Genomic DNA, 13,868 nt, shown 5'->3' on the forward strand with positions numbered 1-13,868 from the left:
GCCGACTTCCTGCTCCGATGCTCCTAAAAAGCTTCGGCCGCTACGCCTTTGCCCTTTTCGTCCCCTTTTCCACAACCCAAAACCCCAAGTACCATGACTCGCACCGACCGCGCCGCCGCCCTGGCCCACGACTGGCAAACCAACCCGCGCTGGCACGGCATCCAGCGCCCGTACTCGCCCGATGACGTGGTGAAGCTGCAGGGCTCCGTGCAGATTGAATACTCGCTGGCCCGGCAGGGCGCCGAGCGGCTCTGGCGGCTGCTGCACACCGAAGAATACGTGGCCAGCCTCGGCGCCCTCACCGGCAACCAGGCCGTGCAGGAAGTGCAGGCCGGGCTGCAGGCCATCTACCTCTCGGGCTGGCAGGTAGCAGCCGATGCCAACGGCGCCGGCCAGATGTACCCCGATCAAAGTCTGTACCCCGCCGACTCGGTGCCCGCCGTGGTGCGCCGCATCAACAACGCCCTGTTGCGCGCCGACCAGATTCAGCACCTGACGGGGGACGGTAGCACGCACTGGCTGGCGCCCATCGTGGCCGACGCGGAAGCCGGCTTCGGCGGCAACCTGAACGCCTTCGAGCTGATGAAGATGATGATTGAGGCCGGAGCCGCCGGGGTGCATTTCGAGGATCAGCTGTCGTCGGCCAAGAAGTGCGGGCACCTGGGCGGCAAGGTGCTGGTGCCCACCCAGGAAGCCGTGCAGAAGCTCGTCGCCGCCCGCCTCGCCGCCGACGTGCTGGGCGTGCCCACCCTCGTGGTGGCCCGTACCGACGCCGATGCCGCCGACCTGCTCACCGCCGACGTGGACGAGCGGGACCAGCCCTTCGTGCTGACCGAAGCCGGCCGCACCGCCGAGGGCTTCTACCGCGTCCGCTGCGGCGTGGAGGCCTGCATTGCCCGGGGCCTGGCCTACGCGCCCTTCGCCGACCTGCTGTGGATGGAAACCTCGCACCCCGATCTGGCCCAGGCCCGGCAGTTTGCCGAAGCCATTCACGCGCAGTACCCCGGCAAGCTGCTGGCTTACAACTGCTCCCCGTCGTTCAACTGGGCCGCCAAGCTGAGCACGGAGCAGATGGAAACCTTCCGCGAGGAGCTGGCCGCGCTGGGCTACAAGTTCCAGTTCATCACCCTGGCCGGTTTCCACGCCCTGAACACCAGCATGTTCGAGCTGGCCCAGGCCTACCGGCAGCGCGGCATGGCCGGCTACTCCGAGCTGCAGCAGCGCGAGTTTGCCCTGCAGGCCCAAGGCTTCCGCGCCGTGAAGCACCAGAGCTTCGTCGGCACCGGCTACTTCGACGCGGTGCAAAACGTAGTGTCGGCCGGGCAGGCCAGCACGGCGGCATTGGTGGGCTCCACCGAGGAGGAGCAGTTCGGGCACTAGCGGGCGGTAGCACCGGCTGTCATTGCGAGCAAAGCGAAGCAATCCTCCCCCTCGCGGCACGACGGCCCAACCGGTACCAACCGAAAAACGGTACTAAACCATGGACCATCGACGCAACTCCCACGAACCAAAAACTCTTAACTGAAAACAGCACCGCCCGAAACCTCGCGTCTGAGGTTCCGGGCGGTGCTGTTTTCGGTTGGTGCCGGTTGGGCCGTCGTGCCGCGAGGGGAGGAATTGCTTCGCTTTGCTCGCAATGACAGCCGGTGCTACCGCTGCGTGGCCCAGGGGAAGGGCTGGGCGATGAAGCCGTAATCGAGGCTGCGGGCCTGGGTCACGTCGCGCAGAATCTGCTGCTGCCAGGGGCGCAGGGCCGCGTCGGCGCCCAGCTCGATGATGTCGGCGATGAGGCGGTTGGAGAGGACCAGGTTGGCCACGTAGCTGTTCAGATCCTGCGACACGGCGCTTTTCAGGCCCATCAGAAACTGTTCACGGGCGTCGGCCTGGGCGGCTTTGTCCCCGTTGAGGCGGCGGCGGAAGGGGAAGCGCCGGGACTCGGCGGGCAGGGGCGGCTCGGGCACCGCGACGAAGTGGTCGGGCGAGAAAGTGAGCAGCTGGTCGAAGAAGGGCGGGCGCTTCAGCTCGGGGTGCAGGCCGCGGGCCGCTTTCCAGTCGGTGGCGCTGCGCGGCGTGTCGCGCACCAGCTCCGAGAGCCGGTCGTTGCTGAACACCATGTAGGGCGGGCGGTCCAGCTCCTGGGCCACTTTGTCGCGCAGCAGGTACAGGTCGCGGAACAGCGGCATTTCCTGGGGCAGGATGCGGTACTTGCTGGCCATGCGCAGGTAGGGCCGCTCGTCGCGGGTGTAGCGCACGTCTTCCAGGGCCAGATTTTCCTCGCTGGCCCAGTGCAGGCGGCCCAGGGCTTCCAGCTTGACGATGAGGCGGTCGGCCAGCTCCAGCAGGTAGAGCACGTCGTTGGCGGCGTAGATTTTCTGCGCCTCCGTCAGCGGCCGCTTCAGCCAGTTCGACTTCTGCTCACCCTTGTCGACCTCGATGCCCAGTTCGCTTTGGATGAGGCGGCCCAGCGAGATGTTGTTGTCCGATTCGGCCAGCAGGGTGTGCAGCACGCTGGTATCGGTGATGCGGCGCACATGCACGTTGTACAGCTCGTCGAGCAGCAGGATGTCGGACTTGCAGCTGTGGAATACCTTTTCCACGGCCGGGTCGCTGAGCACAGCCCAGAGCGGGGCCAGCTCTTCGCCGGGGTTGGTCAGGGGCACCGGGTCGAGCAGGTACACGGTCTGCCCGTCGTAAATCTGAATCAGCGCCAGGTTGCGGCCGTAGTGGTGGCGCATGTCGTCGAACTCCAGATCGACGGCGAGGCGAGGTTGGGTATGCAGCCAGGCCGCGGCGTCCTGAATGGCCGCGGGCGTGGTGAGGTATTGAATTTCAGCCATTAAAGCGAATGTTGGCCACGCGGACGCGGAGCGGCTAAATACCGAAGTGCGGCGCCCGGATTGGGTAAAGGTAGGCAGGAGCGGCGGCCAATTCCAACGCCCTCGTTATCGGGCCCGTCAAACACCTCCGCAACCCGGCAGTAGCCCCGCCATGGTGCAGCGGAAGTACGAACCGGCGTGCCCGCAAAGACTACTCTTCATCGTCCTCGTGCGGGGCGTCGAAGTCCAGCGCGTCGACCAGGTCGCTGGCTTCCTGGATGACGGCGTCCATGGCGGGCATGGTATCGGCGTCGAGGGTGCGCTCGAAGAGGTGCAGCAGCTGCTCGCCCTCGTCGTTGACGTACAGGTCGGTGTAGAGCCGCTCGAAGTGCTGCGCGTCCTTGGTGATGATGGCGTCGATCTGCTCGATGCTGCGGGCCGTGAGGGCGCGGTGCAGCACCTGCTGCACCTGCCGGCTTTCGTCATGGTCGCCGAGGTCGGCCAGGGCTTTCATCAGGCTCATGGCCACCAGCAGGCGCACCCGCTCGAAGTGGAAGCCCTGCTCGCGGGCCGGGGCGCGCTGCAGCTCCTGGTAGGCCTGCAGATCAGTCGAGGGGAGCAGGGCGGGGGCATCTTGGCGGAAAGCGGCGTGCAGCAACTGCTGAAACAGGGTAGCGGACATCGGCAGGAGGGGCAGATAGAAGTGCAAAAGAACGCAAATGCCGGCAGCTTGGCGGCCGGGGCATCGGCGGGCCGGGTTTTGCCGTACGTCTGAGCCCCGCGCCGCCCGGTGCGGGGCCTGATTGTCCACGCTACAGTTGTTGCCCGATGACGCACAAATCCAAATGGTTGTTGTTTGCCCCGAGCGGGCTGGTAGTAATTGGCTTCGGCACCTGCCTGGTGCAGTGGGCCTCCGATATGAAGCGCAACGGCGAGCCGACGGCGCAGTGGGTAGCCGCTGGCACCCTGGCGCTGGGCGTGTTCAACGCTGGCCTGAGTCTGTTCGGCCGGGGCGTAGCCGAAAGCGTGCTGTACCAGATCAAGGAGAAGCCCGCGGAATCAGGGCAAACCGGCGCGTTGCCACAGCAGCAAGACTAATCGGGGGGCGACCTAGGAAATCGAGGGGCAGAGGACCAATTTCGAGGGTCGAACCCCCGATTTCCGGGGCCAGACCCTCGAAATCGGGCTAGCAGGGTTCGATTTCGGGGGGCGGACCCTCGATTGCGACCTTCAACCCCTTGCTATAGGCAGCGGGCGGCTGCCAATGGTTGAAGCCGGGATAAGTGTAGTATGAATGGGGGCCGACGTTGTACTTTCGCTGACCCGCCCCGCGGGCATGATTCACCCTTCAGACTGTTCATGTTCCGACCTCTCCTGCGTCTGCTGCCGGCCGCCGGCCTGGCGCTGGCCTTGCTGGCGGCGCCGGCCCAGGCCCAGACGGCCACCGCACCCCAGACGCCCGCGCAGTTTCTGGGCTACGCCCTCGGCAGCCGCTTCACCTACCACGCCGACGTGCTGCGCTACGCCGACTACCTCGCGCGGCTCTACCCCGAGCGCCTGCGCGTGCAGCCCTACGGCAAAACCTACGAAGGCCGCCCGCTGGAAGTGGTGCAGCTGGCTTCGACCCGCAACCTGGCCCGCCTCGACGCTATTCGGCGCAGTAACCTGCGCCGCACCGGCGTGGAAACCGGCACGCCCGACGCGGACCAGCCCGCCGTGGTGTGGCTGAGCTACAACGTGCACGGCAACGAGGCCGTGTCGTCGGAGGCGGTGCTGCAGGTGCTCTACGACTTCGCCAACCCGCAGAACGCCGACGCCCAGGCCCTGCTGGAGAAAGTGGTGCTGCTCATCGACCCCTGCGTGAATCCCGACGGGCGCGAGCGGTACGTGCAGTGGTACGGCCGGGTGGCCGCCGCGCCCACCAACGCCGCCCCGCTGAGCTGGGAGCACCGCGAGCCGTGGCCCGGCGGGCGCTACAACCACTACCTCTTCGACCTGAACCGCGACTGGGCCTGGCAGACGCAGCGGGAAAGCCAGCAGCGCATTGCGCTGTACAACCAATGGCTGCCCCAGGTCCACGCCGACTTCCACGAGATGAGCCCGGACGCGCCGTACTACTTCTCGCCCGCGGCCAAGCCCTTCCACGAGGACATCACGGCCTACCAGCGCCAGTTCCAGAACCGCATCGGCGACTACAACCGCCAGACCTTCGACAAGAACGGCTGGCTGTATTTCACCCGCGAAACCTACGACCTGTTCGCTCCCAGCTACGGCGACACCTGGCCGTCCTTCAACGGGGCCATCGGCATGACCTACGAGCAGGGCGGCTCGGGCCGGGCCGGGGTGCGCTACATCAAGGCGGATGGCGACACGCTCACGCTCGGCCAGCGCATTGCCCACCACCACGCCGCCAGCTGGGCTACTATCCGCGCCGCCGCCGACCACCAGGCCGAGCTGCTGAAGGAATTCGGCCAGTACTACGCCGACGCCCGCCAGAAGCCGCGCGGGCAGTACAAAAGCTTCGTGGTGAGCGGCGCGGCCGAGCGCATGGCGCCGCTGGAAGAGTATTTGCGCCAGCAGCAGATTGAGTTCGGTTACCTGGGCCAGAAGCAGAAAACCAACGCCTACAACTACGCCACCGGCAAGCGCGAAGCCGTGACCCTGCAGCCCCAGGACCTGGTGGTGAGCATGTACCAGCCCAAATCGACGCTGGTAAAGGTGCTGTTCGAGCCCCAATCAGCCCTGGAGGATTCGCTGACCTACGACATTACGTCCTGGTCCCTACCCTACGCCTACGGCCTGCAAGGCTACGCGCTTGTTTCTAAGTTGTCAGGAAAAGAGTTGTCAGTTGTCAGTAAAACGAAGCCCAGCCCGGCTACCCCGCCAACTGGCAACGCGCAGCTGACCCCTAAACTGAGCATTGACAACCGGCAACTGGCAACTGACAACTCGCAACCCGCAACTCCCTACGCTTACATTGCCCGCTGGAACTCGCTACGCGACGCGCGGCTGCTGGCGGCGCTGCTGCAGCGGCAGATTCGGGTGCGGGTGGCCTACCAACCCTTCGAGGCCGGCGGGCGCAAGTTTCAGCCCGGGGCGCTTATCGTCACCCGCGGCAACAACGAGGGCCTCTCCCGCCGCTTCGACGCGGTGGTGCGCCAGCTGGCCGACTCGGTGGGTGCCGAGCTGACGGCCGTGCAGACCGGCTTCGCCACCACCGGCTCCGACCTGGGCTCCAGCAACGTGCACAGCGTGGGCCGCCCCAGCGTGGCCGTGCTGGCCGGCGCCGGCGTCGACGCTTCGGCCTTTGGCGAAGTCTGGCACTTCTTCGAGCAGCAGCTGGGCTACCCCGTCACCGTGCTCGGCACCGATTACTTCGGCTCGGTCCCGCTGACGAAGTTCGACGTGCTCATTCTGCCCGACGGCAACTACGCCGATGCCCTGCCCGAGCGGCAGCTGGAGAACCTCAAGACCTGGGTGCGCGCCGGCGGCCGCCTCATTGCCCTGGAAGGCGCCATGAGCTACCTGGCCGGCAAAAAGGACTTCGCCCTGAAAGCCAAAGGGACCGACACCACCCGCACCCGCAAGCCCGACCCGGCCCGGCAGCTGCGCCGCTACGCCGCCGCCGAGCGGGAGTCTTTGCAGGAGCTGGTGCAGGGCAGCGTGTACCCCGTGCAGCTCGACAACTCGCACCCGCTGGCCTTCGGCTACGGCGACACCTACTACGCGCTGGTGCGCAACCCGCTGAACTACCAGTACCTCGGCGAAGGCAGCTGGAACGTGGGCATGCTGCGCAAGGGCCAGGCCGCGGCGGGCTTCACCGGCAGTCAGGCCCGCCGCAAGCTCTCCGATACGGTGGTCATGGGCGTGCAGGAAATGGGCCGCGGCCAGGTCATCTACCTCGGCGACAACCCGCTGTTCCGCGGCTTCTGGCACGCGGGCAAGTTGCTGTTCAGCAATGCCGTATTCTTCGTGGGGCAGTAAGCACCCGCCCCAGCAAGCAACAAGCCCCGCCGGAATGCTCCGGCGGGGCTTGTTGCGTTTATCAGGTGAGGCAGCGGCCTAGTCCACTACGTCCTCGGCTTTGTTACCGACTTTCTTGGCGCCTTTCTTCACGGCGTGGCCGGTTTTCTGGGCACCGCGCTTCACCACGTGACCGGTTTTGTGGGCGCCTTGCTTCACGGCATGGCCGGTTTTTTCAGCGCCTTTCTCCACACCTTGCGCGGTGGCATCCACGGCGCGGCCGGCTTTGGTTTGCGAGGGAACGTCCTGGGCCGAAACCGTCAGGCTGGTCAGCGCCACGGCGGCCAGCATCATCATGAGCTTTTTCATAGAAAGTAGAGGTCAGGAGTTAAGTGACCTGCCTTCTACGGGCGGCCTGACTGAAGGATGCTGAAAAGGGCCTCGCGGAGCGTGCATTCAGCAAAACTTCATCCAAGAACCGCCTACGGCAGCAGCAGCGAACTGTCGCCGTAGCTGAGGAAGCGGTAGTCGTGCCGCAGGGCGTGGTCGTACACGCGGCGCCAGTCGGGACCGAGCAGGGCGGCCACCAGCAACAGCAGGGTGCTTTCGGGCTGGTGGAAGTTGGTGATAAGGCCCTGCACCACCCGGAAGCGGTAGCCGGGCGCAATGAGCAGCTGGGTGCTGGCCTGCACCGCGTCGTCGCCGCGGCGCTCCAGCTCCTCGAGCAGCGCCTGCAGGGCGGTAGCGGTGGGCACGTCGGCGCCGGGCTGATACGGCTCCCACTGCTGCACCTGCCCGCTGAGGCTGCCCCCGCGCACCACCTGGCAGCCCAGCCAGTACAGGCTCTCGAGGGTGCGTAGGCTGGTGGTGCCCACGGCAATGACCGGGCGCGGTGCGTGGCTCAGCAGCTGCCGCAGCACCGCCCGCGTGGCGCTGATGGGCTCGGCGTGCATGGGGTGCTCGGCCATGCGCTCGGCCTTCACCGGCTGAAACGTACCCGCGCCCACGTGCAGGGTCAGCTGCGCCGACGCTATGCCGCGCCGGGCCAGCTCGGCCAGTACGGCATCGGTGAAGTGCAGGCCGGCGGTGGGCGCGGCCACGGCGCCGTCGTGGGCGGCGTACACGGTCTGGTACCGCTCGTCGTCGTCGCCGGTGGCCTGGCGGCCGAGGTAGGGTGGCAGCGGCAGCTGCCCCGCGCCGGCCAGCACCTGCGCAAACGGCAGCGCGGCCGGCTGCCAGCGGAAGCGAATCAGCGAGCTGCCTTCTTCGGCGGCCACGCGCTCGGCTGCCAGCGTAGCCGGTTGCCCATCAGGGGCGGTAAAGCTGACCTGCACGGGGCCGGTCTTCCACCGCTTGCCGTTGCCCACGAGGCAGCGCCAGGTGCATTCCGTCGTCTGCTGCATGGCCGGCTCGATGGCCCGGTGCGGGGCCACCGGCTCCAGGCAAAATAGCTCGATCTGCCCGCCCGAGTGCTTGTGCAAATACAGCCGGGCCCGCACCACCTTGGTGTTGTTGAACACCAGCAGCGCGTCGGGCGGCAGCAGCGTGGGTAGCTCGCGGAAACGGTGGTCGGCCAGCTCGCCCTGCCGGTACACGAGCAGGCGCGAGGCGTCGCGGTCGGGCAGGGGCGCCGGGGCAATGCGCTCGGCGGGCAGCGCGTAGGTGTAGTCCAGAATGGAGAGCAGGCGCGGATCGGCAGGGGTACTCATGGCCCGCAAAGGTAACCACGCGGCGCACGGTTTACCCCGCTGTCATTGCGAGCGAAGGGCGGCAATCCTTCTTCTAGGAGCACCGCCGACACAATACCTATCGTCCGCAACTGCAGTAGCAGGCGAACCTGTTTTGTGCTGCCGGGTTTTCGGGTACTGCCAGTGTTACCGTTGGGCCTCAGACCAGGACCGATTGCTTCGCTTCGCTCGCAATGACTGCCGGTGTAGCCGTTTCGGCTGCCTGCCGCTGCGGTTAGCGCTGAAAAATCAGCAGGTGCTGCTGGGGCAGGGCCTTGTTGTTCTCCACGAATTTCAGTCCGACGGCTTCCAGCTCGCGGCGGGCCTGCTCCTCGCTCATGCGGTGAATGCGCTTGATGTGCAGCTCCGGGTCTTCGGCGCGGTATTCTACCAGGGCCACGCGGCCGCCGGGCTTGAGGGAGTTGCGCACGGCCCGCATCATCTCGCGGGGGTGGTCAAACTCGTGGTAGGCATCCACGATGAGCACCAGGTCGAGGCTGGCGGCGGGCAGGTTGGGGTTGCGCACGGTGCCGAGCACGGGCTCCACGTTGGTAATGCTGCGCTCGGCGCTGGCGGCGCGCACTTTGTCCAGCATTTCGGGCTGAATATCGACGGCCAGCACCTTGCCCTGCGGCACCAGCGGGCTGATGCGGAAGGAGAAATAGCCGGTGCCGGCGCCGAGGTCGGCCACCACGTCGGTGGGTTTCAGGCGCAGGTTGCGCAGCAGCACGTCGGTACCTTCCTGCTGCTGCCGGTCGGAGCGCTCCAGCCAGGGCGCGGCCTCGTGGCCCATCACGTGCGCAATCTGCCGGCCCATGTAGTATTTGCCGATGCCGTTGGGGTCCTGCGGGGCTTTGCGCTGGTAGCCGGCGGTATCGGGTGCGGCGCCGAGCCGGCGCTGGGCGGCCAGGCCCGCGTTGCTTTCCGCGATGGGCGTTTGGGTACACGCAGCCAGTAGGGCCGGCGCCAGCAAAGCCACTGGCAGGCGAAATCGGAACGGGATGAGCATAGGTAAATGCAAAGAAAGCGGCATTGGGCTAACAGCGCACATGCCGAGTACGTTCGCGGCGTTGGTTTAACCCTGGGGCCGTCCGCGTCGTATGGCTGCCAACGCCGCCAACGAGCGGTTTCGTTCGTCCGTTTATAATTTGCGGCCGTAGCACTGCTGACAGCGCCTTTCATTCACCTCCTTTCCTTTTTCCAGATGAAACACTTTGCCCACCTGTTCGGTCAGCTGGCCAGCGCCGCGCTGGTTGCCCTGACCCTCACCGGCTGCGGCCGCGGCGACTACGCCATGCTGCCCAAAACCAGCCCCTACCACGAAACCCACACGGCCGTGCGCGTGGCCCCGGCGGCCCAGCCCGTAGCCGCTGCTGAGCACACCACAACGCAGCAATCCGCTGACGTGGCCGTCGTGGCTGCTGAGCCGGTAGCCGCCCCGGCCGCCGTTGCCGAAGCGCCCGCCGCTAAGCCCGCAGCCGTAGCCGCCGCGAAGCCGAGCGTCAAGCCGAGCTTCGCCCAGCAGGTACTGGTGAAGAAAATGCTGCATAAGGCCGAGAAGCTGGCCGCCAAGACCCAGTTGAAAAAGCATCAGAACACCGCCTCCGTCGAGCAGGCGCAGGCCCAGAGCAGCCACCTGCGCCTGGGTATCATCCTGCTGGCCATCGGCCTGATTCTGGCGCTGTTTTCGGGTATCAACGCCATCTTCGGCGTGCTCGGCACCATTGCCATCATCATCGGCATCGTGCTGCTGGTGCTCTGGCTGCTGGAGCAGGTGTAAGCCCCCCGGCCTCTAATGAAAAAGCCCCGGCTGCCAGTGCAGCCGGGGCTTTTTGTTGGGTCAGGCGCGGGACCTTAGAGGGTCTTGGCGTAGCTGCCGTTCTTCGGCTGCAGGCCACCCGTCAGGATGCGCACGAAGTCGATGATAACCAGCACGAACAGGGCAATGGCCGGGATGATCAGGAAGCTGGTAACGGCCAGGGCGATGTAGAGGATGCCGCGGCCGGTGTAGCCCAGGTAGAAGCGGTGCACGCCCAGACCTCCCAGGAAGAAGCAGAGCAGGGCAGCGGTCAGCTGGCTTTTGCCCGAAGCCATCGGCGAAGCGGCGTTGGCTTTCTTGGCGGCTTTGTGCATGGCCTTCAGCGTGGCCTTGGCTTCTTTGATTTCAGCGCGCGTCGGGACGGCTTTGGCTTCGGCTACCGACGAGGCTTTGGCGGCCTGCGTGTGGGCGGCGTAGGTGCGGGCCGTGTGGCGCTTGGCGGCTACCGGGGCGGCAACAGTCGAGGCCGTCAGGTCGGCGGCAGGGGCAGCGGCTTCGGTGGCCGGAGCAGCGGTTTCGGTTACGGGTTCAGCCTTTACTGCGGCGGTGTAGGTGGCACCGTAGGGCGCCGCGTTACGGAACGTGTAGCTTTCCTTGCTGCACGAAGCGAGGGTTACAACGGCCAGAGCGGTGGCGAAAAGGGAGGAGAACTTACGCATTGGATGTGGTTGGAAGAGGAAAGAAAGAGGAATGAAAAGGTCGTTAAGTCAATTTTAGCTGGTAGAGTTACCAAAACCTGGCAGCAAGATAGAATGAATTATTGCACGCCAAACTATGCTGCGAATAAAGTTTGAATCACATAAAAAGGTGATTCTACCATTCTGACGGCAATAAATACTCTAAATGCTGTCATTTTCCGCAAAACAAAACGCCCTGGTAATTAGGCTCAGGGCTAACTACCAGGGCGTTGCTGCGTAAAAACGCGGTTTGCTACATCGGATCCACGTCGGCCACGAAGCGGGCCTGCCGGAAATTCTTGTCGTCACGCATCAGGTTCAAGGACTCCAGAATCTGGGCCTTGGCGTGCTTGAGCACGGTATGCTCGCGGCTGAGCTTGATGGTAATTTCCTGCAGGTAGAAGTTGCGGATGCGGAAGATGTAGGGCGCTTCGGGGCCCAGCACGGCGTCGCGGCCGAGGCGCTCCACCAGCTCCTGCGTCAGGCGCACGGCCGCGTCGAGGGCCACGCGCTCCTCCACGTGCTTCACCGTGAGCTTGATGACGCGGGCGAAGGGCGGGTACATATGCTCGCGGCGCTGGGCAATTTCGTACTCGTAGAAGGCCACGTAGTCGTTGCGCATCACCTTCTCGAAAATCTGCTGTTGCGGGTCGCCGGTCTGGATGATGACCTTGCCCTTCTTGCCCTTGCGCCCCGCCCGGCCGCTCACCTGCACAAACATCTGGTAGGCCCGCTCGTGCGCCCGGAAATCGGGGTAGTGAATAATGGAGTCGGCGTTGATGATGCCCACCAGGCTCACGTTGCCGAAATCCAGGCCCTTGGTGACCATCTGCGTGCCCACCAGTACGTTGGTCCGCTGCTGCTCAAAGTCGCTGATAATCTGCTGGTAGGCGTTTTTGGCGCGGGTGGTGTCCAGGTCCATGCGCTGCACCAGCGCGTCGGGCAGCATCAGCTTCAGGTCGTCCTCGATGCGCTCGGTGCCGAAGCCGATGGCCTTGATGGCCCGGGAGCCGCAGGCCGGGCACTCCCGCGGCATCTGGTCGTGGTGGCCGCAGTAGTGGCAGCGCAGCTCGTGGGCAAACTTATGGTACGAGAGGCTCACCGCGCAGCTTTTGCACTTTGGAATCCAGCCGCAGTCCAGGCAGCTGATAAAGGGAGAGTAGCCGCGGCGGTTCTGGAACAGAATCACCTGCTCACCCTGGCTGAGCTTACCCTCGATGGCCGCCGTCAGCTCGGGCGTGAAGTGGTGGGTGGGCTTTTTTTGCCCGGCCTGGGCATTGCGGCGCGTGTCAATCAGCTCGATGTCGGGCAGGCCGGCTTCGCCGAAACGCTTGGTCAGCGAAACCAGCCCCCAGCGGCCGGCGCGGCACTGGTAATAGGTCTCCACCGAGGGCGTGGCCGAACCCAGCAGCACCTTGGCGCCCTGGAAGGTGCCCATCATCAGGGCCACCTCGCGGGCGTTGTAGCGCGGGGCCGGGTCGTACTGCTTGTAGCTGGATTCGTGCTCCTCGTCGACGATGATAAGCGAGAGGTTGTCGAAGGGCAGGAACACGGCGGAGCGCACGCCCACCACTACCTGAAAGCGGCCCGACAGCACGCCGTTCCACACTTCCACCCGCTCGTTGTCGGAGAACTTGGAGTGGTACACGCCCAGGCGCGAGCCGAACACGCGCATCAGGCGGGTTACAATCTGGGCGGTGAGGGCAATTTCGGGCAGCAGGTAGAGCACCTGCCCGCCGCCGTCCAGGGCCGAGCGGATCAGGTCGATGTAGATTTCCGTCTTGCCCGCGCCCGTCACGCCGTGCAGCAGCGTAATGTCCTTCTGCCCGAACGAGTCCATAATCTGGTCCCGGGCCGTGGTTTGCGCCTCGCTGAGCTGGAAGGGCATCTGGTTCCGGTCGTTTTCATCGAGCGGAAAGCGCGACACAATCTGGTCGAACTGCTCCAGCACGCCGTTTTTGATGAGCGTGTTGACGGCCGAGGGCGAGAGGTGCGGGCTGCTGGTCAGGGCCGCTTTTTCCAGGCCACCGTGGTTGGTGTGCTCGTTCTGGTACACTGGCACGCGCTGAATGTAGCGCATGAGCACGTCGAGCTGCTTGGGCTTGGAGGCCAAAGCCTCGAACAAGCCTTCCAGCGCCGCCTCGGCCACGAAATGGTGGGCCAGGCGCACCTTCTTCACCACCTTGGGCGCGTACTTGTCGGCAATGTGTTCGAACAGAAAGATAACATCCTTCTGAATCAGCGACTTGATGACCTTGTGGAACGAGTTGATTTCTAGAATTTCGCCGACCTCCGAAAACGTCAGCGCCTTGCCTTCCACCTTGTCTTCCCCGGCACTCAGCGCGGCCACGATTTTCTCTTCCTGCTCCGTCAGCGGGTAGGGCGTGCCTTCCGCAAGGTATTGCGGATGCAGCTGCACGCGGGACTCAGAGCTGAGCTTCAGGGCCGAGGGCAGGGCCGCGTTGATGACTTCGCCGAGCGTGCAGAGGTAGTAGTCGGCAATCCAGCGGAACAGCTTCAGCTGGGGCTGCGTCACCACCGGCGCGTCGTCGATAAACTCCAGGATGTACTTGGCCTGGTAGTCCTTGGGCGGCGTCTCGTGCACCGCCGCCACGATGCAGCTCAGCGTCTTCTTGGCCCCAAACTGCACCAGCACCCGCCCGCCGATGACGACCTGGTCGTTCAGCTCGAAGGGCACGCGGTAGGTGTAGAGCTTGGGCAGCGGCAGGGGCAGCACCACGTCGGCAAACAACGTGACGCGGTCCGCAGGCGCGGCGCTGGGCTCGTCGGCAGGCAGGGCAAAGAGGTGAGTCTGGGACACGGTAGGGCAGGCGGCGAACCACAAAGATAGACCGCAGATGGCAGT

General features: G+C 65.2%; 11 protein-coding genes. 4 read left to right on the forward strand and 7 right to left on the reverse strand.

Going from position 1 to position 13,868, the window contains the following annotated elements; genetic code table 11:
* Positions 1–93 precede the first annotated feature (93 nt).
* Positions 94–1,380, forward strand: coding sequence for an isocitrate lyase (gene aceA, locus FDY95_RS13570; RefSeq protein ID WP_138078331.1), 1,287 nt, complete (start codon positions 94–96; stop codon positions 1,378–1,380).
* Between the two features lie 269 nt (positions 1,381–1,649).
* Here the strand turns inward: aceA and FDY95_RS13575 are convergent, their stop codons facing one another.
* Complete coding sequence (locus FDY95_RS13575) at positions 1,650–2,837, reverse strand: ribonuclease D (protein WP_138078333.1); 1,188 nt, start codon at positions 2,835–2,837, stop codon at positions 1,650–1,652.
* 190 nt (positions 2,838–3,027) lie between these two features.
* A complete protein-coding gene (locus FDY95_RS13580) occupies positions 3,028–3,498 on the reverse strand; it encodes a hypothetical protein (RefSeq protein ID WP_138078335.1) in 471 nt (156 codons plus the stop codon).
* A gap of 146 nt (positions 3,499–3,644) precedes the next feature.
* Between FDY95_RS13580 and FDY95_RS13585 the strand changes: the two genes are divergently transcribed.
* Complete coding sequence (locus tag FDY95_RS13585; RefSeq protein ID WP_138078337.1) at positions 3,645–3,914, forward strand: hypothetical protein; 270 nt, start codon at positions 3,645–3,647, stop codon at positions 3,912–3,914.
* Between the two features lie 261 nt (positions 3,915–4,175).
* The gene (locus FDY95_RS13590; protein WP_138078339.1) at positions 4,176–6,800 is read left to right on the forward strand and encodes a M14 family metallopeptidase; all 2,625 of its coding nucleotides are present in this window, start codon (positions 4,176–4,178) and stop codon (positions 6,798–6,800) included.
* Between the two features lie 78 nt (positions 6,801–6,878).
* Here the strand turns inward: FDY95_RS13590 and FDY95_RS13595 are convergent, their stop codons facing one another.
* The 3 genes from FDY95_RS13595 to FDY95_RS13605 form a co-directional block, all read right to left on the reverse strand.
* Positions 6,879–7,148, reverse strand: coding sequence for a hypothetical protein (locus tag FDY95_RS13595; protein ID WP_138078341.1), 270 nt, complete (start codon positions 7,146–7,148; stop codon positions 6,879–6,881).
* Between the two features lie 113 nt (positions 7,149–7,261).
* A complete protein-coding gene (locus tag FDY95_RS13600; RefSeq protein WP_138078343.1) occupies positions 7,262–8,488 on the reverse strand; it encodes an S-adenosylmethionine:tRNA ribosyltransferase-isomerase in 1,227 nt (408 codons plus the stop codon).
* Between the two features lie 253 nt (positions 8,489–8,741).
* Complete coding sequence (locus FDY95_RS13605; protein WP_171025674.1) at positions 8,742–9,515, reverse strand: class I SAM-dependent methyltransferase; 774 nt, start codon at positions 9,513–9,515, stop codon at positions 8,742–8,744.
* Positions 9,516–9,710: 195 nt separating this feature from the next.
* On the opposite strand from FDY95_RS13605, the gene FDY95_RS26600 reads away from it, so the two are divergent.
* Positions 9,711–10,286, forward strand: a complete 576-nt coding sequence (locus FDY95_RS26600; protein WP_212744902.1) for a hypothetical protein — start codon at positions 9,711–9,713, stop codon at positions 10,284–10,286.
* Between the two features lie 74 nt (positions 10,287–10,360).
* On the opposite strand, the gene FDY95_RS26820 is transcribed toward FDY95_RS26600, so the two are convergent.
* The gene (locus tag FDY95_RS26820) at positions 10,361–10,984 is read right to left on the reverse strand and encodes a TM2 domain-containing protein (protein ID WP_246074028.1); all 624 of its coding nucleotides are present in this window, start codon (positions 10,982–10,984) and stop codon (positions 10,361–10,363) included.
* Positions 10,985–11,255: 271 nt separating this feature from the next.
* Positions 11,256–13,823, reverse strand: coding sequence for a replication restart helicase PriA (priA, locus tag FDY95_RS13620; protein ID WP_246074029.1), 2,568 nt, complete (start codon positions 13,821–13,823; stop codon positions 11,256–11,258).
* Between the last annotated feature and the right edge of the window lie 45 nt (positions 13,824–13,868).

It is taken from the genome of Hymenobacter jeollabukensis (assembly GCF_005771675.1).
Classification (GTDB): domain Bacteria; phylum Bacteroidota; class Bacteroidia; order Cytophagales; family Hymenobacteraceae; genus Solirubrum; species Solirubrum jeollabukense.

What these genes read in the sequence shown, in the direction of transcription:
- FDY95_RS13585 (WP_138078337.1), top strand. Translation starts at nt 3,645, where the DNA reads ATGACGCACAAATCCAAATGGTTGTTGTTTGCCCCGAGCGGGCTGGTA.
- FDY95_RS13600 (WP_138078343.1), bottom strand. Translation starts at nt 8,488, where the DNA reads ATGAGTACCCCTGCCGATCCGCGCCTGCTCTCCATTCTGGACTACACC.
- FDY95_RS13575 (WP_138078333.1), bottom strand. Translation starts at nt 2,837, where the DNA reads ATGGCTGAAATTCAATACCTCACCACGCCCGCGGCCATTCAGGACGCC.
- FDY95_RS13605 (WP_171025674.1), bottom strand. Translation starts at nt 9,515, where the DNA reads ATGCTCATCCCGTTCCGATTTCGCCTGCCAGTGGCTTTGCTGGCGCCG.
- FDY95_RS13595 (WP_138078341.1), bottom strand. Translation starts at nt 7,148, where the DNA reads ATGAAAAAGCTCATGATGATGCTGGCCGCCGTGGCGCTGACCAGCCTG.
- FDY95_RS26600 (WP_212744902.1), top strand. Translation starts at nt 9,711, where the DNA reads ATGAAACACTTTGCCCACCTGTTCGGTCAGCTGGCCAGCGCCGCGCTG.
- FDY95_RS13590 (WP_138078339.1), top strand. Translation starts at nt 4,176, where the DNA reads ATGTTCCGACCTCTCCTGCGTCTGCTGCCGGCCGCCGGCCTGGCGCTG.
- FDY95_RS13580 (WP_138078335.1), bottom strand. Translation starts at nt 3,498, where the DNA reads ATGTCCGCTACCCTGTTTCAGCAGTTGCTGCACGCCGCTTTCCGCCAA.
- FDY95_RS26820 (WP_246074028.1), bottom strand. Translation starts at nt 10,984, where the DNA reads ATGCGTAAGTTCTCCTCCCTTTTCGCCACCGCTCTGGCCGTTGTAACC.
- aceA (WP_138078331.1), top strand. Translation starts at nt 94, where the DNA reads ATGACTCGCACCGACCGCGCCGCCGCCCTGGCCCACGACTGGCAAACC.